Genomic DNA, 20710 nt, shown 5'->3' on the forward strand with positions numbered 1-20710 from the left:
GAGGAGCCCTTCGCTCCGAGGCACAATGGGAGCATTAAAAGATGGCGAAGAAGATTACCGGATACCTGAAGCTGCAGGTACCTGCCGGTTCGGCGACCCCGTCGCCGCCGATCGGCCCCGCGCTCGGTCAGCGCGGTCTGAACATCATGGAGTTCTGTAAGGCGTTCAACGCGCAGTCGCAGAGCATGGAAAAGGGTATGCCGATTCCGGTTCTGATCACGATCTTTGCGGACCGTACCTTCGCCTTCAAGATGAAGACCCCGCCGGTGAGCTATTTCCTGAAGAAGGCCGCTGGCCTGTCTTCCGGCTCCAAGACGCCGGGCAAGGCGTCGGCCGGTTCGGTCACGCGCGCCCAGGTGCTCGAGATCGCGCAGTCGAAGCTCGTCGATCTCAATGCCGGCGACATCGAGGCTGCCGCCCGCATGGTCGAAGGCTCCGCCCGCTCTATGGGCCTGGAAGTGGTGGGGTAAGATCATGGCCAAGATTGCAAAGCGCATCGCCAAGTCCCGCGAGGGCATCGACCGCAACAAGCTCTACGGCCTTGCCGACGCGATCGGCATGCTGAAGGAGCGTTCCACCGCCAAGTTCGACGAGACCATCGAGGTCGCGATCAACCTCGGCGTCGATCCGCGTCACGCCGACCAGATGGTCCGCGGCGTCTGCAACCTGCCGAACGGCACCGGCCGTACGGTTCGTGTTGCCGTCTTCGCGCGTGGTGCAAAGGCCGAGGAGGCTCAGGCCGCCGGAGCGGACATCGTGGGCGCCGAGGATCTGCTGGAGCAGATCCAGGGCGGCAACATCAACTTCGACCGTTGCATCGCGACGCCGGATCTGATGCCGCTCGTCGGTCGTCTCGGCAAGGTGCTGGGCCCGCGCGGCCTGATGCCGAACCCGAAGGTCGGCACGGTGACCATGGACGTTGCCCAGGCTGTCAAGGACGCCAAGGGCGGCGCGGTCGAGTTCCGCGTCGAAAAGGCCGGTATCGTTCATGCCGGCGTCGGCAAGGTGTCCTTCACCGCCGAGGCTCTGGCCGAGAACATCGGGGCTTTCCTCGACGCCGTGCAGAAGGCCAAGCCGACGGGTGCCAAGGGCACCTATGTCCAGCGCGTGGCCGTGTCCTCGACGATGGGCCCGGGCGTGAAGGTCGACGTCTCGTCGATCGCCGCGTCGGCCTGATCGGCGACAGCGAATTGAGGATCGGGCGCTTCGTGAAGCGGGACGCCTGATCCGCTCTGGCCGCCATGCCCTTCGGGGCGATGTGGCGGTCGACAGTTGAGTTTCCCTTCGTTCGCGAAGGGATGTCTGGCCGGCGGAGGAAGTTCGCTTCCCCCGCGCGGCCAAAACCTGTCCGAGACTGCAGGTGCCGGATTTTCCGGTTTAAGCCACTTCGAAGCGGTTGCGCCAAGGCGCTTGCGCTTTCACCGAGGGCCTGCATGAGACGGGAGGATGACCGATTTTTGATGGGACCGGCTTGGCCGTACCCATGGGAAGTCGGCTCGGACCTCTTGCCATTGCCTTGCTCGCATGTCGTGCAGGAAGGCGGACAGGATGAGCGTGTGTCGCTTGGGGGAATACCCTCTGTCCGCACCTTCGGGACGGTCGGAGTGTGTTTGCCTTGAGTGGCAATGGCAACCGGTTCTCGTCGGGCTTCATCGCCGGGCGGGGATCAAATCTGGAGACAGGCCGTGGATAGAGCGGAAAAGCGGGAACTGGTCGATACGCTCAACGGGGTGTTCAAGGACACCGGCGTTGTCGTCGTCGCCCATTACCAAGGCCTCACCGTTTCCCAGCTGCAGACCTTGCGTGTGCAGATGAAGGAAGCCGGTGGTTCGGTCAAGGTCGCGAAGAACCGCCTCGTCAAGCTTGCTCTTCAAGGCACGGACGCAGAGCACATCAGTGATCTCTTCACTGGTCCGACGGTGATCGCCTACTCGGCGGACCCCGTTGCTGCGCCGAAGGTCGCCTCGGACTTCGCCAAGGCCAACGACAAGTTCGTGATCCTTGGCGGCGCGATGGGCGCGACCAACCTCAATCCCGACGGTGTGAAGGCGCTTGCCACACTGCCGTCGCTGGACGAACTGCGCGCGAAGCTGGTTGGCATGATTCAGACGCCGGCCACCCGTATCGCGGGTGTCGTTCAGGCGCCGGCAGGCCAGCTTGCCCGTGTGTTTGGGGCTTATGCCAAGAAGGACGAAGCGGCGTGAGGCCGTTCCTCGTCTCATGTGAAAACAGGTTCGAACCGACATTCAAGGAAGTATGAAAATGGCTGATCTTACCAAGCTGGTCGACGATCTGTCGGCCCTGACCGTCCTCGAGGCCGCTGAGCTCTCGAAGATGCTCGAAGAGAAGTGGGGCGTTTCGGCTGCGGCTCCGGTGGCCGTTGCTGCGGCTGGCGGCGCTGCCGCTCCGGTCGAAGCTGCCGAAGAGAAGACCGAGTTCGACGTGATCCTCGCCGACGCCGGCGACAAGAAGATCAACGTCATCAAGGAAGTCCGTGCGATCACGGGTCTTGGCCTCAAGGAAGCCAAGGACCTGGTCGAGGGCGCTCCGAAGCCGGTCAAGGAAGCCGTGTCCAAGGACGAAGCCGAGAAGTTCAAGAAGCAGCTTGAAGAGGCTGGCGCCAAGGTCGAGGTCAAGTGATCCGACCGGGCGGGGCGCTTGGTCGCCCCGCCCGTTTGGCCTTCCGGAGCCATTGATCCGGATCATTGCAGACCGGCGGTTCGCATGGCGGGCGGACCGAACGGAAGCAGAAAGCGGCAGAAGGACCTGCCGGGGTGGCCGACGCGACGGCCGACCGGACAGGACAGAGGCCGCGCCAGGGATTGTCAAGTGAACCGCCGGGGTGGTTGTCCCAAGCCCGAACAGAGACCGACAGCAGTGATCGGTCTCTTCGGGTTTCGGTCAGCCGATCCGGTGGAGACGAGGAGCGAAAATGGCCCAGACGTTCAACGGCCGCAGGCGGATTCGTAAATTCTTCGGCGATATCCGTGAAGTCGCAGAAATGCCAAACCTCATCGAGGTGCAGAAGGCCTCCTACGACCAGTTCCTGTTGATCGATGAACCCGAAGGCGGGCGCCCCGATGAGGGGCTTCAGTCCGTTTTTAAGTCGGTGTTCCCGATTTCGGATTTTGCCGGTACGTCTTTCCTCGAGTTCGTGCGTTACGAGTTCGAGGCGCCCAAGTATGACGTCGACGAGTGCCGCCAGCGCGGCATGACCTTCTCCGCGCCGCTCAAGGTGACGCTGCGTCTGATCGTGTTCGATGTCGACGAGGATACCGGCGCCAAGTCCGTCAAGGACATCAAGGAGCAGGATGTCTACATGGGCGACATGCCGCTCATGACCGACAACGGCACCTTCATCGTCAACGGCACCGAGCGCGTCATCGTCTCGCAGATGCACCGCTCGCCGGGCGTCTTCTTCGATCACGACAAGGGCAAGACCCACTCCTCGGGCAAGCTCCTCTTTGCCGCGCGCATCATCCCCTATCGTGGTTCGTGGCTCGACATCGAGTTTGATGCCAAGGACATCGTGCACGCCCGTATCGACCGGCGCCGCAAGATCCCGGTGACGAGCCTCCTTTTCGCCCTCGGTCTCGACGGCGAGGAAATCCTCGACACCTTCTACAACAAGATCCCCTACACCCGCAGCGCGGACGGCTGGCGCATGCCGTATGATCCGGCGCGCATGAAGGGCATGAAGATCACCGGCGACCTGATCGACGCCGACAGCGGCGAAGTCGTGCTGGAAGCCGGCCGCAAGCTGACCGCGCGCGCCGCACGCCAGCTTGCCGACAAGGGCCTCAAGGCGCTGAAGCTCACCGACGAGGATCTCGAAGGCTCGTATCTTGGCGAGGATCTCGTCAACCTGCAGACGGGCGAGATCTATGTCGAGGCCGGCGAGGAAATCACGCCGAAGATCCTGCAGCAGATCGTCGACGCCGGCTTCGAGGAACTTTCCATCCTCGATATCGACCACGTCAACACGGGTGGCTACATCCGCAACACGCTGGCCGCCGACAAGAACGAGACCCGCGAGGAAGCCCTCTTCGACATCTATCGGGTCATGCGCCCGGGCGAGCCGCCGACCATCGACACGGCCGAGGCGATGTTCAAGTCGCTCTTCTTCGACGCCGAGCGTTACGACCTGTCGGCCGTCGGTCGCGTCAAGATGAACATGCGCCTTGATCTCAAGTGCGAGGACACGGTCCGCATCCTGCGCAAGGAGGACATCCTTTCGGTCATCCAGACGCTGGTCGAACTGCGTGACGGCAAGGGCGAGATCGACGACATCGACAATCTCGGCAACCGCCGCGTCCGCTCGGTCGGCGAGCTGATGGAGAACCAGTACCGCGTCGGCCTCCTGCGCATGGAGCGCGCGATCAAGGAGCGCATGTCCTCGGTCGACATCGACACGGTCATGCCGCAGGACCTGATCAACGCCAAGCCGGCGGCTGCCGCCGTGCGCGAGTTCTTCGGGTCTTCGCAGCTCTCGCAGTTCATGGACCAGACCAACCCGCTCTCTGAGATCACGCACAAGCGTCGTCTCTCGGCTCTTGGCCCGGGCGGTCTGACCCGCGAGCGCGCCGGCTTCGAAGTCCGCGACGTGCATCCGACGCACTATGGTCGTATCTGCCCGATCGAGACGCCGGAAGGCCCGAACATCGGTCTGATCAACTCGCTGGCGACCTTCGCCCGCGTGAACAAGTACGGCTTCATCGAGAGCCCCTACCGCAAGGTGGTGGACAGCCGCGTCACCGACGAGGTCGTCTACCTCTCGGCGATGGAAGAGGCCAAGTACACGGTGGCGCAGGCGAACGCCGAGCTCGACGACAACAACGGCTTTGCCAACGAGTTCGTGATCTGTCGTCACGCCGGCGAGGTCATGCAGACCCCGCGCGAGCGCGTCGACCTCATGGACGTGTCGCCGAAGCAGCTTGTCTCGGTCGCCGCGGCGCTCATCCCGTTCCTTGAGAACGACGACGCCAACCGCGCTCTGATGGGCTCGAACATGCAGCGCCAGGCGGTGCCGCTCGTTCGCGCCGAGGCGCCTTTCGTCGGCACCGGCATGGAAGCCATCGTCGCTCGCGACTCTGGCGCGGCCATCGGTGCGCGCCGCGCCGGTATCGTCGATCAGGTGGACGCCACCCGTATCGTCATCCGCGCGACCCGCGAGGCCGATCCGTCAAAGTCCGGCGTCGACATCTACCGCCTGATGAAGTTCCAGCGCTCCAACCAGGACACCTGCATCAACCAGCGTCCGCTGGTGCGTGTCGGCGACGTGGTGGAGAAGGGCGACATCATCGCTGACGGTCCGTCGACCGATCTCGGCGATCTGGCGCTCGGCCGGAACGTGCTCGTCGCGTTCATGCCGTGGAACGGCTACAACTTCGAGGACTCCATCCTCCTCTCCGAGAAGATCGTCTCCGACGACGTCTTCACCTCGATCCACATCGAGGAATTCGAGGTGATGGCCCGTGACACGAAGCTGGGTCCGGAGGAAATCACGCGTGACATTCCGAACGTCTCGGAAGAAGCGCTGAAGAACCTCGACGAAGCCGGCATCGTCTACATCGGCGCTGAAGTGCAGCCGGGTGACATCCTGATCGGCAAGATCACGCCGAAGGGCGAAAGCCCGATGACGCCGGAAGAAAAGCTCCTGCGCGCCATCTTCGGCGAGAAGGCCTCCGACGTTCGTGACACCTCGCTGCGTCTGCCCCCGGGCGTCGCCGGCACGGTCGTCGAAGTGCGCGTCTTCAACCGCCATGGTGTGGAGAAGGACGAGCGCGCGATGGCGATCGAGCGCGAGGAGATCGAGCGTCTCGCCAAGGACCGCGACGACGAGCAGGCGATCCTCGACCGCAACATCTACGGCCGTCTTGCCGAGATGCTGGAAGGCAAGGCCGGCGTTGCCGGTCCGAAGGGCTTCCGCAAGGACACGGCCATTTCGGCCGAGATTCGCGCCGAGTATCCGCGCTCGCAGTGGTGGCAGTTCGCCGTTGCCGACGATCAGCTCATGAGCGAGATCGAGGCCCTGCGCAAGCAGTACGACGAAAGCCGCAAGCGTCTTGAACAGCGCTTCATCGACAAGGTGGAGAAGCTGCAGCGCGGTGACGAGCTGCCTCCGGGCGTGATGAAGATGGTCAAGGTCTTCGTCGCGGTGAAGCGCAAGATCCAGCCGGGCGACAAGATGGCCGGCCGTCACGGCAACAAGGGCGTGGTCTCGCGCATTGTTCCCGTGGAGGACATGCCTTTCCTGGAGGACGGCACCCACGTCGACATCGTGCTCAACCCGCTGGGTGTGCCGAGCCGCATGAACGTCGGCCAGATTCTGGAGACGCACCTCGGCTGGGCCTGCGCCGGCATGGGCAAGAAGATCGGCAAGATGCTGGAGGCTTACCAGCAGTCCGGCGAGATCGCCGAGCTGCGCAACCAGGTTGTCGACCTCTACCAGGGCAGCCCGAAGACGGAGAAGGTCGGCGAGTTCGATGACGAGTCGATCGTCACGCTGGCCGGTGAGCTGAAGCGCGGCGTGTCCATCGCGACGCCGGTCTTCGACGGTGCCCGCGAGCCGGACGTTGTCGAGATGCTTGAGCGGGCCGGCCTGAAGAACTCCGGCCAGTCGACCCTCTACGACGGCCGCACGGGTGAGACCTTCGATCGTCAGGTGACTGTCGGCTACATCTACATGCTGAAGCTGCACCACCTCGTCGACGACAAGATCCACGCCCGTTCGATCGGTCCTTACTCGCTGGTCACCCAGCAGCCGCTCGGCGGCAAGGCCCAGTTCGGCGGTCAGCGCTTCGGCGAAATGGAGGTCTGGGCGCTGGAGGCTTACGGCGCGGCCTACACGCTGCAGGAGATGCTCACCGTCAAGTCGGACGACGTGGCGGGCCGTACCAAGGTCTACGAGGCCATCGTGCGCGGCGACGACACCTTCGAGGCCGGCATTCCGGAGAGCTTCAACGTGCTCGTCAAGGAAATGCGCTCGCTGGGCCTCAACGTCGAGCTGACCAGCACCAAGGATCAGGGCAACCAGGATCTGCCCGATCAGCCAGCGGACGCGGCGGAGTAATCCGCCCGTCCCAATCTAGGTCGCCCATTCGATTTATTCGGTGGCAAGGGCCGCGGCGCGAAAATCGCGCCGGGCCTTTTGCCCGATTTGAAGGAGAGAGCCGATGAACCAAGAGGTCATGAACCTTTTTAATCCGCAGGCTCCGGTCCAGACATTCGATCAGATCAAGATTTCGCTGGCGAGCCCCGAGAAGATCCTCTCGTGGTCCTACGGCGAGATCAAGAAGCCCGAGACCATCAACTACCGCACGTTCAAGCCGGAGCGTGACGGTCTCTTCTGCGCGCGCATCTTCGGCCCGATCAAGGACTACGAATGTCTTTGCGGCAAGTACAAGCGCATGAAGTACAAGGGCGTCATCTGCGAAAAGTGCGGTGTGGAAGTCACGCTGTCGCGCGTGCGCCGCGAGCGCATGGGCCACATCGAACTGGCCGCCCCCGTCGCCCACATCTGGTTCCTGAAGTCGCTGCCCTCGCGCATCGGCCTGCTGCTCGACATGACGCTCAAGGATCTTGAGCGCATTCTCTATTTCGAGAACTATGTCGTCACCGAGCCGGGCCTCACCCCGCTGAAGCTGCACCAGCTTCTCAGCGAGGAGGAGTACATCACCGCGCAGGACCAGTATGGCGAGGACAGCTTCACCGCCTTCATCGGCGCCGAGGCGATCCGCGAGATCCTCTCGTCGATGAACCTTGCCAAGCTCGCCGACCAGCTTCGCCAGGAGATCATTGAATCGACCTCCGAACTGAAGCCGAAGAAGCTTGCCAAGCGCGTCAAGATCATCGAGGCCTTCATGGCCTCCGGCAACAAGCCGGAATGGATGATCATGAGCGTCGTGCCGGTCATCCCGCCGGATCTGCGCCCGCTCGTCCCGCTGGACGGCGGCCGCTTCGCGACGTCCGACCTCAACGATCTCTACCGCCGCGTCATCAACCGCAACAACCGCCTGAAGCGCCTCATCGAGCTGCGCGCGCCGGATATCATCATCCGCAACGAAAAGCGCATGCTTCAGGAGTCCGTTGACGCGCTGTTCGACAACGGCCGCCGTGGCCGCGTCATCACCGGCGCCAACAAGCGTCCGCTGAAGTCGCTCAGCGACATGCTGAAGGGCAAGCAGGGCCGCTTCCGCCAGAACCTGCTCGGCAAGCGCGTCGACTACTCCGGCCGTTCGGTCATCGTGGTCGGCCCGGAGCTGAAGCTGCACCAGTGCGGCCTGCCGAAGAAGATGGCGCTTGAGCTCTTCAAGCCCTTCATCTACTCGCGCCTCGACGCCAAGGGCTTCTCCTCCACGGTGAAGCAGGCCAAGAAGCTCGTGGAGAAGGAGCGTCCGGAAGTCTGGGATATTCTCGACGAGGTCATCCGCGAGCATCCGGTGATGCTGAACCGCGCCCCGACGCTGCACCGCCTCGGTATCCAGGCCTTCGAGCCGACGCTGATCGAGGGCAAGGCGATCCAGCTGCACCCGCTCGTCTGCTCGGCCTTCAATGCCGACTTCGACGGCGACCAGATGGCTGTCCACGTGCCGCTGTCGCTCGAAGCGCAGCTTGAAGCCCGCGTGCTGATGATGTCGACCAACAACATCCTGCACCCGGCGAACGGCGCGCCGATCATCGTGCCGTCGCAGGACATCGTTCTGGGTCTCTACTACCTGTCGATCATGGCCGAGGGCGAGCCGGGCGAGGGCATGGCCTTCTCCGACATCGGCGAGCTGCAGCACGCTCTCGACGCCAAGGTCGTGACCATGCACACCAAGATCCGCGGCCGCTTCAAGACCGTGGACGAGGAAGGCAATCCGGTCTCGAAGATCTACGAGACGACCCCCGGCCGCATGCTCATCGGCCAGCTTCTGCCGAAGCACCACAACGTGCCCTTCGACGTGTGCAACCAGCTCATGACGAAGAAGCAGGTCTCGGCGATGATCGACGCCGTCTACCGCCATTGCGGCCAGAAGGAATCGGTCATCTTCTGTGACCGCATCATGCAGCTGGGCTTCACTAACGCCTGCCGCGCCGGCATCTCCTTCGGCAAGGACGACATGGTCATCCCGCCGAACAAGTGGGATATCGTCGAGGAGACCCGTTCGCTGACGAAGGAATTCGAGCAGCAGTACAACGACGGTCTGATCACCCAAGGCGAGAAGTACAACAAGGTCGTCGACGCCTGGGGCAAGTGCTCCGCGCGCCTTGCCGACGAGATGATGGCCGCGATTCAGGCCGTCAAGAAGGACGAGAACGGCCGTCAGGTCCAGATGAACTCGATCTACATGATGAGCCACTCGGGTGCCCGTGGTTCGCGCGAGCAGATGCGTCAGCTCGCCGCCATGCGCGGCCTTATGGCCAAGCCGTCGGGCGAGATCATCGAGACCCCGATCATCTCGAACTTCAAGGAAGGCCTGTCGGTGATGGAGTACTTCAACTCCACCCACGGCGCCCGTAAGGGTCTGGCCGACACCGCTCTGAAGACCGCGAACTCGGGTTACCTGACGCGTCGTCTCGTCGACGTTGCCCAGGACTCGATCATCTCGGAAGTCGATTGCGGTTCGACCGGCGGCCTCAGCATGCAGGCGATCGTCGACAGCGGCCAGATCGTGGCGACCCTCGGTCACCGCATTCTTGGCCGTACGGCGGCGGAGGACATCATCCATCCGTCCACCGGTGAGCTTCTGGTGCCGAACGGCAAGCTCATCGAGGAGCCGGATGTGGACCTCGTCGAGAAGTCGGGCATCCAGTCGGTTAAGATCCGCTCGGTGCTGACTTGCGACACCAAGATCGGCGTCTGCGCCAAGTGCTACGGTCGTGACCTTGCACGCGGCACGCCCGTCAACATGGGTGAAGCGGTGGGCGTCATCGCGGCTCAGTCGATCGGTGAACCGGGTACCCAGCTCACCATGCGTACCTTCCACATCGGTGGTGCGGCGCAGGTGGTCGACACCTCGTTCATGGAATCGACCTTCGAGGGCGAGATCCGCATCCGCAACCGCAACGTCGTGCGCGACTCCAGCGGCAAGCTCATTGCCATGGGCCGCAACATGTCGGTGGCGATCATCGATGTCGCAGGCATCGAGCGGTCGACCCACCGCATCGCCTATGGCTCGCGCCTGCATGTGGACGACGGCGACAAGGTCAAGCGCGGTCAGCGTATCGCCGAGTGGGACCCCTACACCCGCCCGGTGCTGACCGAAGTCGACGGCATCGTCGGCTTCGAGGATCTGGTGGAAGGCGCGTCCGTGTCGGAAACGACCGACGAGGCGACCGGTATCACCAAGCGTGTCGTCATCGACTGGCGCGGTTCGGCCCGTACGTCCGACCTCAAGCCGTCGATGATCATCAAGGGGCCCGATGGCAAGATCGCCAAGCCGCCGCGTGGCGGCGAGGCGCGCTATCAGCTGTCCGTCGACTCGATCCTGTCGGTCGAGCCGGGCGCGCAGGTGAGCGCCGGCGACGTGCTTGCACGTATTCCGCTGGAAAGCGCCAAGACCCGCGACATCACCGGCGGTCTGCCGCGCGTGGCTGAACTCTTCGAGGCTCGTCGCCCGAAGGATCACGCCATCATCGCGGAGATCGACGGCACGATCCGCTTCGGCCGCGACTACAAGAACAAGCGCCGCGTCATCATCGAGCCGCATGAGGACGGACAGGACACCCGTGAGTACCTGATCCCGAAGACCAAGCACTTCCACCTTCAGGAAGGCGACATCGTGGAGAAGGGCGACTACATCGTCGACGGCAACCCCGCGCCGCACGACATCCTGGCGATCAAGGGCGTGGAGGCGCTGGCCGCCTATCTCGTCAACGAGATCCAGGAAGTCTACCGACTGCAGGGCGTGGTCATCAACGACAAGCACATCGAGGTGATCGTCCGCCAGATGCTCCAGAAGGTGGAGATCATCGAGGGCGGCGAGACCGACATGATGCCGGGCGAGCAGTTCGACCGTATCGAGGTGGAAGAGACCAACGAGAAGGCGGTCACCGAGGGCAAGCGTCCGGCGACGTTCAACCCGGTGCTGCTCGGCATCACGAAGGCGTCGCTCCAGACGCGTTCCTTCATCTCCGCCGCCTCCTTCCAGGAGACGACGCGCGTCCTCACCGAGGCCGCGGTCAACGGCAAGGCGGATACGCTGGAAGGCCTCAAGGAGAACGTCATCGTCGGTCGCCTCATCCCGGCCGGTACGGGCGGTCTCATGAACCGCATCCGCGCGGTTGCCAAGCGCCGCGACGAGTTGATCGTCGAGGAGCGTCGCAAGTCGGCGCTCGGCGAGGCCGGCGAAAAGCCGATGCAGACCGAGGCCAGCGAGCAGCCGGCGCCTGACGCCGCCTGATCCAACGCTCTCGATCGAAACGACGAAAGGGCCGCCCACCGGGCGGCCCTTTTCTTTGGTGCAGCATGAAAGACCGGCGGCTTCCTCTGGCGGGGCCGCAATTGTCGACGATGGCCTCTATTCAAGGACGCGGCTCGTCGGCAGGACCTGGCGTGTTCAGGCCACGCGACAGAAAGGCGCCATGGCCCGGATCGGCGCGCAGTCGGCTGACGCGCGCACGCTGGCCGCCTGAAAGGGCCATTCTGTCTTGGGGAAGGGGAAGGAGGAAGGCGCCGAGCGCCTGAAAGGGAGCAGATGCGGCTTTCGGTCCTTGACGGAAATTGCCGCTCCGACGTCTTGAACGCTCAAAAGGTCGGAAAGTCTAGTCCGGTAGAGCCGGAGATCATCATGGGTCCATGCGGCAAGGGCCGGATGGACGGGAGCAGTCAGCAGGTCCCGGACGTCGTGTCATCGTTGACAGGTGCTATCTCGGACTTGTCCCGACGGCGTTCGTCGTTGGCGAGTTCTTCGAATCGCTTGACACAGTTGACGGTCAGCTCACACCCCTTCATCGGGTCGAGCATGACCAGCAGAGCCTTGAGGTCAAAGGCGACGGGATCGCGCGCAGTCGTCCGGGCGCGGTTGTAGACATCTCTCGCGATGCCGCTGCGCTCGCCCTGATTCAGGGCGGCCTGCCGAAGGGCATCGGGATCATAGCAATAGGCTCTGACGTCGATTGCGTATTTCACTGGTCCATCCTGCATCATCCAATCTGGAATAATACATAGCAGATGATTTATTGATTGACCATTCAGTAAAAATATTTGCTGCAATGCGATAGCTGCATGGCTATGCGGCAAGCGGGCAAAAAACGGCGACAATGCAATTGTCGAAGCCACTGTTTATCGGCGGATCACGGGCTCGCACAAAGTAATTGAATGATGAATCAATAAAAGTTGAACGCCCGTCCACGTGTGGCCCGCTCCGGCACGATGCGGCCGCCATCTTGCCTAGCCGTCTTGCCAGAACGGTCGGCGGCGCTATGGTGCGGCATGCCCGTGGGCGGTCCATGATCGCCGCGCCGAACGCATTGCCCCGGTCTGGGGCAACGAGCCTCCCAATGACAACGAGACCCCCATGACGCAGCTTCCGCCCGTTCGCGCCCTTTTCGAAGCCCATCTGACAGTGCAGGACCTTGATCGGTCGATTGCCTTTTACCGCGACGTCATGGGGCTGCCGCTGGCGCATATCGTGAGTGCGCGCAACGTTGCCTTTTTCTGGGTGCCTCGGGAAGGTGAGGGGATGCTGGGCCTCTGGGGCGTCGGAACGGCGCCGGTGAGCATCCGCTCGCATGTGGCCTTCCGGCTCGACCTTGAGGATGTGGAGCACTCCGTCGAAGCTCTGCGCGCGGCCGGCCTCACTCCCGTCTCCTTCGGGCGCGAGATCGACGAACCGGACGTTCTCACCTGGATGCCGGCGGCAAGCGTCTATTTCGACGACCCGGACGGCCACCAGTTGGAATATATCGCGATGCTGGAGCAAGCGCCGCGTCCGGACTTGCGGCGCATGCCGTTGTCGCAATGGCGCACGCTGCATGCCGAAGAGGGCCAGACCGTCAGAACCGAATGATCCGGCAGACGTCTCCGGCCTTGGCCGCAGGGGCGTGCGCCTCACGGATGACGAGGCAGTCGGCGGCGGACATCAGAGCGAGCATGGAGGAATCCTGCGTCTCGAAGGGCTTGGCGATCCACGCGTCGCCTCGCCGTTCCAGGCGCGCCCGCAGATAATCCTCGCGCTGGTCGTTGGCCGCAAGGTCAGCGCCGAGGATCGCGGCCTCGCTTTCCGGTTCCACGTCGGCTTGCCCGAGCAGCGTCTTGATCAGCGGCAGCAGGAAGAGGCGTGCGCAGACCAGAGAGGCAACGGGATTGCCGGGCAGGCCGAGCGCGACCCGCCCGTCCATGCGGCCGGACATCAGCGGCTTGCCGGGCCGCATCGCGATCTTCCAGAAATCGAGCTCGAAGCCTTCCGCCACCAGCGCCTGCTGGGTGAAATCATGCTCGCCGACCGAGGCGCCGCCGAGCAGCGTGACGACGTCGGCGTCACTCGCCCAGCCGATGCGACGACGGATTTCGGGAAGATCGTCGGGCGCGATGCCGAGATCGACCGGCTCGCCGCCGGCCATTCGGACGATCGCCGCAAGGCCGATGGCATTGGAGGCGACGATCTGGTCGCTGCCCGGTTCCTTACCGGGCGCCACGAGTTCGTCGCCTGTCGCCAGAATGGCGATCTTCGGCTTGCGCCTTGCCGGAACACTGGCGTGGTTCATGGCGGCGGCCAGCGACAGGGCGCGCTCGTCGAGGAGCCGGCCGGCCTTCAGCAGAACCTCGCCTTCGAGGAAGTCGAGGCCGAGCGGGCGAACGAAGCGCCCCTTGGGCTCGCCCTGAAGCGCGACGACCTTGTCGCCCTGCCGCTCGGCATTCTCCTGGATCAGCACCGTGTCGGCGCCGTCGGGCATCGGCGCGCCGGTGAAGATGCGGACCGCCTGCAAGGGGCCGAGCGAGCCGGTAAAGCCGTGTCCAGCCGACGCTTCGCCGATGACGGTGAGCGTGGCGGACAGGTCCGTCAGATCGGCCGCGCGAACCGCATAGCCGTCCATGGCCGAGGCGGGGAAGGGGGGCTGAGAGCGTTTCGCGGCAAGGTCGGTGGCGAGCGTGCGCCCGGTGGCCTGGTCCAGCAGGACCGTCTCCACCTCGGCCGGTGCCACGCCGGCAAGAAGCCGTTGTCGTGCATCCTTCACCGGCATGAGGGCCATCGCTTCTAATCCTTCGCGCGATAATCGCCGGATTTGCCGCCGGATTTCTCGATGAGGCGGATACCGGAAATGGTCATGCCCCGGTCCACGGCCTTGGCCATGTCGTAGATGGTGAGGCAGGCGACTGAAACCGCCGTCAGCGCCTCCATCTCGACGCCGGTGCGGCTGGCGACACGCGCCATGGCCGTCACCTTGAGGCCCGGCAGGCTCTCGTCCGCTTCGATGTCGACGGCGACCTTGGTGAGCGCCAGCGGATGGCAGAGCGGAATGAGTTCGTGTGTGCGCTTGGCGGCCATGATGCCGGCAAGGCGCGCGGTCGCGATCACGTCGCCCTTTTTCGCCTGTCCGGCAACGATCATCGCCAGCGTTTCGGGCTCCATGGTGACGGCACCCTCGCAGACGGCGATGCGGTCCGTGACGTCCTTTTCCGTCACGTCCACCATCACCGCCTTGCCGGTCTCGTCGAGATGGGTGAGGCGCTTCTCCTGCGGATCGCTCATCCGGTTGCCTTCAGGCGATCGAGCCCGAGCAGGGCGCGCGTTGCCGTGGTCACGTCCTCCTGGCGCATGAGGCTCTCGCCGACGAGGAAGGTGTTGATGTTGGACTTCGCCAGCCGTTCGATGTCGGACAGCGTGAAGATGCCGGATTCGCCGACGAGCAGCCGGTCGTCCGGCACCATGTCGGCAAGAACCTCGCTGGTCTGAAGCGAGACCTCGAAGGTCCGCAGGTTGCGGTTGTTGATGCCGACAAGCGGGGAGGCGAGCTGCAGGGCCCGCTCCATTTCCCTCTCGTCGTGGACTTCCAGAAGGACGTCCATGCCCAGTTCGAAGGCGGTGTCTTCCAGTTCGCGCGCCAGATCGTCGTCGACGGCGGCCATGATCACCAGGATGGCGTCCGCGCCCCAGCTTCGCGCCTCGTAGACCTGATAGGCCGAGAACATGAAGTCCTTGCGCAGCGCCGGCAGGGCGCAGGCTGCGCGTGCGGCCGTCAGGAACTCCGGCGCGCCCTGGAAAGAGGGCGTATCGGTGAGGACCGAGAGGCAGGCCGCCCCGCCGCTCGCATAGGCACGTGCCAGTTCCGGCGGATCGAAGTCCTCCCGGATTAGCCCCCTGGAGGGGCTGGCCTTCTTGATCTCGGCAATAAGGCCGTATTTGCCGGCCGTGCGCTTCGATTGCAGCGCATCGGCGAAGCCGCGCACAGGATCGGCATCCCGCGAGCGCGCCTTGACCTCGGCGAGCGGCAGGTCCGCCATCGCCTTCTCGATCTCGACGCGCTTGTACGCCTCGATCTTTTTCAGAATGTCGGTCATCTCTCAACCATTGGAAACGGCAACAAGCTTCTCCAGCGCACCGGCGGCTGCGCCGCTGTCGATGGCCTGCGCGGCGCGGATCACGCCGTCGCCGAAACTTGCCGCCTGTCCTGCAATGAATATGCCGGCGCCGGCATTCATCAGGACCGCGTCACGATATGCATTTTTGTGGCCGGAAAGCACGCCGCGCAAGGCCGCGGCGTTTTCTTCCGCCGTGCCGCCCTTGAGAGCATTGGCCGGATGGGTGTCGAGCCCGACATCCGCCGGGCTGATCTCGAAGGTCCGGACCGTGCCGCCGGACAGTTCCGCGACGGTGGTCGGGCCGGTGACGGTGATCTCGTCAAGCCCGTCGGACCCGTGCGCGACCCAGGCCTTCTCGGTTCCGAGCCGTGCCAGAACATGGGCGAGCGGCTCCACCCACTCGGCGGCGAAGACGCCGAGAAGCTGGCGTTTCACGCCGGCCGGATTGGCGAGCGGCCCGAGGAGGTTGAAGATCGTGCGGGTGCCGAGTTCGACCCGGCTCGGGCCGACGAACTTCATCGCGGCATGGTGCGCCGGCGCGAACATGAACCCGACGCCCGCCTGCCGGACGCAGTCGGCGATTGTTTCCGGGCCGATCTCCAGATTGATCCCGAGCGCGGCCAGCACGTCTGCGGCCCCCGACCGGGACGACAGGGCACGGTTGCCATGCTTGGCGACATGAACGCCGGCACCGGCCGCGACAATTGCCGATGCCGTGGAGATGTTGACGCTGCCGGAGGCATCGCCCCCGGTCCCCACGATGTCGATGGCATCGTCCGGTGCGTCGACCTTGAGCATCTTGGCGCGCATCACCGAAACGGCGCCGGAGATTTCCTCCACGGTTTCGCCGCGCACGCGCAGGGCCATCAGGAAGCCACCGATCTGGCTCGGGGTCGCCTCGCCGGACATCATGATCTCGAAGGCGGCACGGGCCTCGTCTTCGCTCAGCGGCGTGCCGGCCGCGACCTTGCCGATCAGGGGCTTGAACTCGGGCATGGAGAAAGGGGCTCCGGTGATGGTCTCGTCTCGGGCGTCAGGGCGGGCTGATCGCCTTATCGTTTCACGATTGTCAACTGCCGCCAAGGCCGATGGCCGACTGCAGCAGCGTCTGGTTGATGTCGACGCCGAGTTTGGTCTGCAGATGGTCGAGATAGGCCGACAGGAGCCCGTTCTGCATTTCGTCCGAAAGCTTGCTGGCAATGTCGATCGCCTCGGCCGATTCGGCGAAATAGGGCACCGGTACGACGTCCTTGACGGTCATCACCAGACGCGACGAGCCGTCGGGGCCGGCCGACATCGCCGCAAATCCCTCGGGGCCGCCGAAGGCCGCTTCCACGGCATCCTTGCCGATGGAGGGGCTCTTGGTTCCCCGGGTGAATTTCTCGGACGTCTCGACGGTCAGGTCCGCCGCCGCGGCCACGTCGGCAAGGCTCTTGCCGTCCTTGACCTCCTTGAAGAGGTCGCTCGCCTTGGCATCGATCCGCTTGGCTGTCTCTTCGGAGCGCCAGTCGGCCAAAACCTTGTCGTGAACCTCGTCGAGCGTGCGGTCGCGGGCCGGCGTGACCTTGGCGATCTCGTACCATGTATAGCCGTAGCGGCCGATCTGAAGCGGCGCGTTCTCGACGCCGATGTCCGACTGGAAGGCCTCGGAGAGGAAGTCCTTCGCCGCCGGCAGGCCGGTCATGGCCTGTCCGTCGGTACCACGTCCCTGCGCATCGACGTCGGCGATGGTCTCGGTCTTCAGCTTGAAGCGCTCCGCGACCTCCTTCAGCGTCGATCCGCCGGCGAGCGCATCCTCGATGCTGTCGTGCATGTCGAGGACATTGCGCTCGGCCAGACGCTCGGCAAGGTCCTTGCGGATATCGGCTTCCACGTCGGCAAGCGGCTTGATCGAGGGCGGATTGATCTTCGAAACCATGACGAGGACGGAACCGAACTGCGTCTTGATCGGATCGCTGACCTTGCCATCGGTCAGCGAGAAGGCCGCGTCGGCGACGGCCGGGTCGATGATCTTGTCTTTCGTGATGGTGCCGAGGTCCGCGTCGGCATCGGTCATGCCGCGATCCTTGACGATGTCGGCAAAGCTGGCGCCGCCGTCGATCTTCGCCTTGGCCGCCTTGGCGTCCTCTTCGTTCGGGAACAGGATCTGATGGACGTTGCGCGTTTCCGGCGCGCCATAGGCGCTCTGGTTGCGCTCGTATTCCGCCTTGACGTCGTCTTCGGAGACCGCCGCCGGGTCGGCGATGACCTCCGGCGTCAGGGTCATGACCTCGACGGTGCGGTATTCCGGCGCTTTGTAGGTGTCCTTGTGGGCCTCGAAATAGGTCTTGAGGTCCTCGTCCGCCGGGTCGGCGATGGTGCCGATCGTGTCCTTGTCGATCTTGACATAGTCGACGTCGCGCACTTCCGAGCGGTAGCTGGCGATCGCCTCGACCAGCGACTTCGGCGGGGTCATGCCGCCGAAGAGGCCGTCGATCACCTGCTTGCGCAACTCGATGTTGCGGCGGTCGGCCACATACTGGTTTTCGGTCAAGCCGTTGTTGCGCAGAAGCTGCTGGAAGAAGGCACGGTCGAACTTGTCGTCGCGCTGCAGCGTCTTGTCGTTCGCGATCTCGTTGGCGAGCGTCGTGTCGGAGATGCCGACGCCGAAGTCCTGTGCCGAGCGGCTCAGCGCCGCCTCGGAGATTATCTGGCCGAGCACGCGCTGGGGAAGGCCGAAGGCGGCCGCCTGCTGGGACGAGATCGGCTGCCCGATCTGGTTCGAGATGCCCCGCACCTCGCGCTCGTAGGTCCGCTGGAACTCGATGACGTTCACCGGCTCGCCGCCGACGGTCGCCACCGCGTCGGACTGGAAGAAGTTCAGCGAGCCCGAAATGCCCCAGACGCCGAAACTTGCCACGAGCAGGCCGAGAAGGATCTTGGCGACGAAGGTATTGGCGCCGCGGCGCAGGGCATCAAGCATGAAGAGGGGTGTCCCGGTCGGTCAGTCGTTCTTCTTCCCGGTTCGCGCCGGCCTCACCTTGCGGGCCCGCGCGAACAGCTGCCCGCAAGACCCTCCTGAATCTGGGCCCTGGCGAACGGGCGCGGATCATAAGGGGACGACCGGGGCGAGGCAAGCAATGCATTGGCGCCGATGGCGCCGCCGGGGATGCCGGCCTGGGCGGGTGCGCCATAATCGATCCAAAGTGATGTCGCATGCCCGGTGCTGAAGGCGATCACCCAGGGCCCTCAGGAAAACACCAGCCACCGCATCAGGACGAAGAGCACCGCTGGTGTCACGCAGACGATGAGAGGGATCGGTAGCCACAAAGGCGCGGCAAGGTAGTCCGTAACGAGCCAGACCCAGAAGCTGTTGAGGGCAAGGCCGCTCAATGAAACGAGAATGAAGCGGCTGCCGTTGCGCAGATGGTTGTCGCGACGGCCATGACCGGCAAAGCTCCAGTTGCTGTGCCCGATGTAGCTGACGGCAACGCCGCTGAGATAGCCGAGGAAATTGGCGACGAGCGGAACGAGGAGACCGCTCGCGCTGGCGACATAATAAACGGCGACATGGACGACCGTCGCGCCGCCGCCGACGATCGCATAGCGGAGGGCCTGCGTCAGGATGACAGCATGTCTTTGGAGCGAAAGGCCGGAGAATTTACCCATTTGGCTCAAATCACCGATATCGAATTCGCGAGAAGATCAAACAACTTGCAACTTTCAAAATTATCGACGTAATTCATACGATATTTTCTGGCTTTATATGCAGGATTTTGCTCGATGAATTTAACCAAGGCGTCGATCCGGCAACTTGACGGCCCGATGCCATGGGTTTGGGCTTTCGTTGGCCTCGCCGCCTTTGCTCCGGTGATCTACAACGGGTTTCCGTTCGTTTTTCATGACACTTGGAACTATGTCTCGCGGTGGGACAATCTCTCCCGTGTATATCCGCCATTTTATTCTTTTCTGGCATGGACGATCGGAAAGCTGACGTCCCTTTACATGGTGCCGGTCTTCCAGCTTGGCATCGGGTTCTACGTCATCCGCGAGTTTGTCGGTGCCTTTGCCGCGAGCCGCAATTCGGCGCTTGCCGCATTGATCGCATTCGCCGTTGTCGTCCTCACTCAGTTCGCGTGGCTTGCGGGTTGGCTCATGCCCGACGTCTACGCCGGCATCGGAGCTGCGGCGGTGATGGTGCTCTTGCTGGGCGAAGCAAACATGCCTGCGCGAACGTGGCTCATTCTGTTTCTGATTGCCTGCTTCTCGGTGGTCGTCTCGACCGCGAATCTCCTCGTCATGGCCGCTTTCGCGGTGACCTGTCTCATCCTGCGGGCTTTCCGCGGACCGCCAGACCGGTTGCGGCACTACGGTACGGTCGCCGCGCTTGTCGTTCTGACGATGGTGGGAACATTGTCGGCCAATCGGCTTCTTTACGGCCATCAGGCGCTGAACGACGGGGGAGCCGCCCTGTTCTTTGCAAAACTGACCGACGCGGGCATCGCGCAGGACTATCTGCACGAAAGCTGCCCGCAGGAGCCTCGGCCAATCTGCGCCTATCTGGACGAGTTGGACCGGATCCACGAATGGCAGGGCTTCTTGTGGAACAACGCGCCGGACACGCTGGCGATGCGGACGAATGCATGGGTCGACCCCAAGGGAGAGTTCAAGGGCCTCAACCGGCAGATCGTCTGGAACCGGTGGCCTCAGGTCCTGAAGCTCGTCGCGGGTGATGTTTTCAGCCTCTTCAAGATGACGACACTGGATACGACCGGGCAGGGCACGGGGGAGCTGGTTCAACTGCCGCAGGACGACACGGTCCACACCGTCATTGCGAAATTCTACCCGGGCGTTGTCGCCGAATACGAGACGGCACGTCAGCAGACAGGCAAGCTCACTAAATTTCCGGCCGTCTTCTACGAAGTCAGCACTTACGCCAGCTATGTGTTGTTGCTGGCGATGCTGGTATATTCTCTCGTCCGTGCCAATCGGCAGCTCGGCGTGATCTGTCTGGCGGTCTTCGTTGTGATCGCCCTTTTCGTGATCGTCCAGGGCGGCCTCGTCGGCGCCTATGCCCGCTATCACGTCAAGATCAGCTGGCTGGCCTGGTTGTGCGTCCTGACGTCAATGGCAAGGCTCGTTCTGGAACATCGGGTATCGGCAGGCCGGCCTGCGGCCAAAGAGGATCAGGGCATGACGTCTGGATCGGAAGCGGTGCGCTGA

The 20710-nt window shown here is 63.7% G+C and carries 15 protein-coding genes; 8 read left to right on the plus strand and 7 right to left on the minus strand.

Annotation, left to right across the window (positions count from 1 at the left end):
- The first annotated feature begins 41 nt into the window (after positions 1 to 41).
- The 6 genes from rplK to rpoC all read left to right on the plus strand — a co-directional run bounded on the left by rplK (position 42) and on the right by rpoC (position 11387).
- A complete protein-coding gene (gene rplK / locus HDIA_RS07560; protein WP_099555614.1) occupies positions 42 to 470 on the plus strand; it encodes a 50S ribosomal protein L11 in 429 nt (142 codons plus the stop codon).
- Positions 471 to 474: 4 nt separating this feature from the next.
- Entirely contained in the window at positions 475 to 1176 is a 702-nt protein-coding gene (rplA, locus tag HDIA_RS07565) for a 50S ribosomal protein L1 (protein WP_099555615.1), read from the plus strand.
- 509 nt (positions 1177 to 1685) lie between these two features.
- Positions 1686 to 2204 carry a 50S ribosomal protein L10 gene (gene rplJ / locus HDIA_RS07570; RefSeq protein ID WP_099555616.1) on the plus strand — a complete coding sequence of 173 codons (519 nt, stop codon included), beginning with the start codon at positions 1686 to 1688 and terminating at the stop codon, positions 2202 to 2204.
- A 58-nt stretch (positions 2205 to 2262) separates the two neighbouring features.
- Positions 2263 to 2640, plus strand: coding sequence for a 50S ribosomal protein L7/L12 (rplL, locus tag HDIA_RS07575; protein ID WP_099555617.1), 378 nt, complete (start codon positions 2263 to 2265; stop codon positions 2638 to 2640).
- Positions 2641 to 2932: 292 nt separating this feature from the next.
- Positions 2933 to 7072 carry a DNA-directed RNA polymerase subunit beta gene (gene rpoB, locus HDIA_RS07580; protein ID WP_099555618.1) on the plus strand — a complete coding sequence of 1380 codons (4140 nt, stop codon included), beginning with the start codon at positions 2933 to 2935 and terminating at the stop codon, positions 7070 to 7072.
- Positions 7073 to 7175: 103 nt separating this feature from the next.
- The gene (gene rpoC / locus HDIA_RS07585) at positions 7176 to 11387 is read left to right on the plus strand and encodes a DNA-directed RNA polymerase subunit beta' (protein WP_099555619.1); all 4212 of its coding nucleotides are present in this window, start codon (positions 7176 to 7178) and stop codon (positions 11385 to 11387) included.
- Positions 11388 to 11812: 425 nt separating this feature from the next.
- Here rpoC and HDIA_RS07590 read toward each other — a convergent pair whose 3' ends face one another.
- Entirely contained in the window at positions 11813 to 12265 is a 453-nt protein-coding gene (locus tag HDIA_RS07590; RefSeq protein ID WP_157775417.1) for a hypothetical protein, read from the minus strand.
- A gap of 238 nt (positions 12266 to 12503) precedes the next feature.
- Between HDIA_RS07590 and HDIA_RS07595 the strand changes: the two genes are divergently transcribed.
- On the plus strand, positions 12504 to 12995 hold the full coding sequence (locus HDIA_RS07595) for a VOC family protein (protein ID WP_099555621.1): 492 nt from the start codon (positions 12504 to 12506) through the stop codon (positions 12993 to 12995).
- Here HDIA_RS07595 and HDIA_RS07600 read toward each other — a convergent pair.
- From HDIA_RS07600 to HDIA_RS07625, 6 genes are all read right to left on the minus strand, one after another.
- Entirely contained in the window at positions 12982 to 14178 is a 1197-nt protein-coding gene (locus HDIA_RS07600; protein WP_099555622.1) for a molybdopterin molybdotransferase MoeA, read from the minus strand. The genes HDIA_RS07595 and HDIA_RS07600 overlap by 14 nt on opposite strands.
- Positions 14179 to 14183: 5 nt before the next feature.
- Positions 14184 to 14678, minus strand: coding sequence for a cyclic pyranopterin monophosphate synthase MoaC (gene moaC / locus HDIA_RS07605; RefSeq protein WP_099555623.1), 495 nt, complete (start codon positions 14676 to 14678; stop codon positions 14184 to 14186).
- Complete coding sequence (trpC, locus tag HDIA_RS07610) at positions 14675 to 15487, minus strand: indole-3-glycerol phosphate synthase TrpC (protein WP_099555624.1); 813 nt, start codon at positions 15485 to 15487, stop codon at positions 14675 to 14677. Before trpC ends, moaC begins: the two co-directional genes overlap by 4 nt.
- 3 nt (positions 15488 to 15490) lie before the next feature.
- Positions 15491 to 16504: an anthranilate phosphoribosyltransferase gene (gene trpD / locus HDIA_RS07615; protein WP_099555625.1), complete on the minus strand. Its 1014-nt coding sequence runs from the start codon at positions 16502 to 16504 to the stop codon at positions 15491 to 15493.
- A 73-nt stretch (positions 16505 to 16577) separates the two neighbouring features.
- Complete coding sequence (locus HDIA_RS07620; RefSeq protein WP_099555626.1) at positions 16578 to 18470, minus strand: SurA N-terminal domain-containing protein; 1893 nt, start codon at positions 18468 to 18470, stop codon at positions 16578 to 16580.
- A gap of 266 nt (positions 18471 to 18736) precedes the next feature.
- The gene (locus HDIA_RS07625) at positions 18737 to 19156 is read right to left on the minus strand and encodes a GtrA family protein (RefSeq protein ID WP_099555627.1); all 420 of its coding nucleotides are present in this window, start codon (positions 19154 to 19156) and stop codon (positions 18737 to 18739) included.
- Positions 19157 to 19270: 114 nt separating this feature from the next.
- Here HDIA_RS07625 and HDIA_RS07630 point away from each other — a divergent pair, with 114 nt between their 5' ends.
- Entirely contained in the window at positions 19271 to 20710 is a 1440-nt protein-coding gene (locus HDIA_RS07630) for a hypothetical protein (protein ID WP_099555628.1), read from the plus strand.

This window comes from Hartmannibacter diazotrophicus (assembly GCF_900231165.1).
Taxonomy (GTDB): Bacteria; Pseudomonadota; Alphaproteobacteria; order Rhizobiales; family Pleomorphomonadaceae; genus Hartmannibacter; species Hartmannibacter diazotrophicus.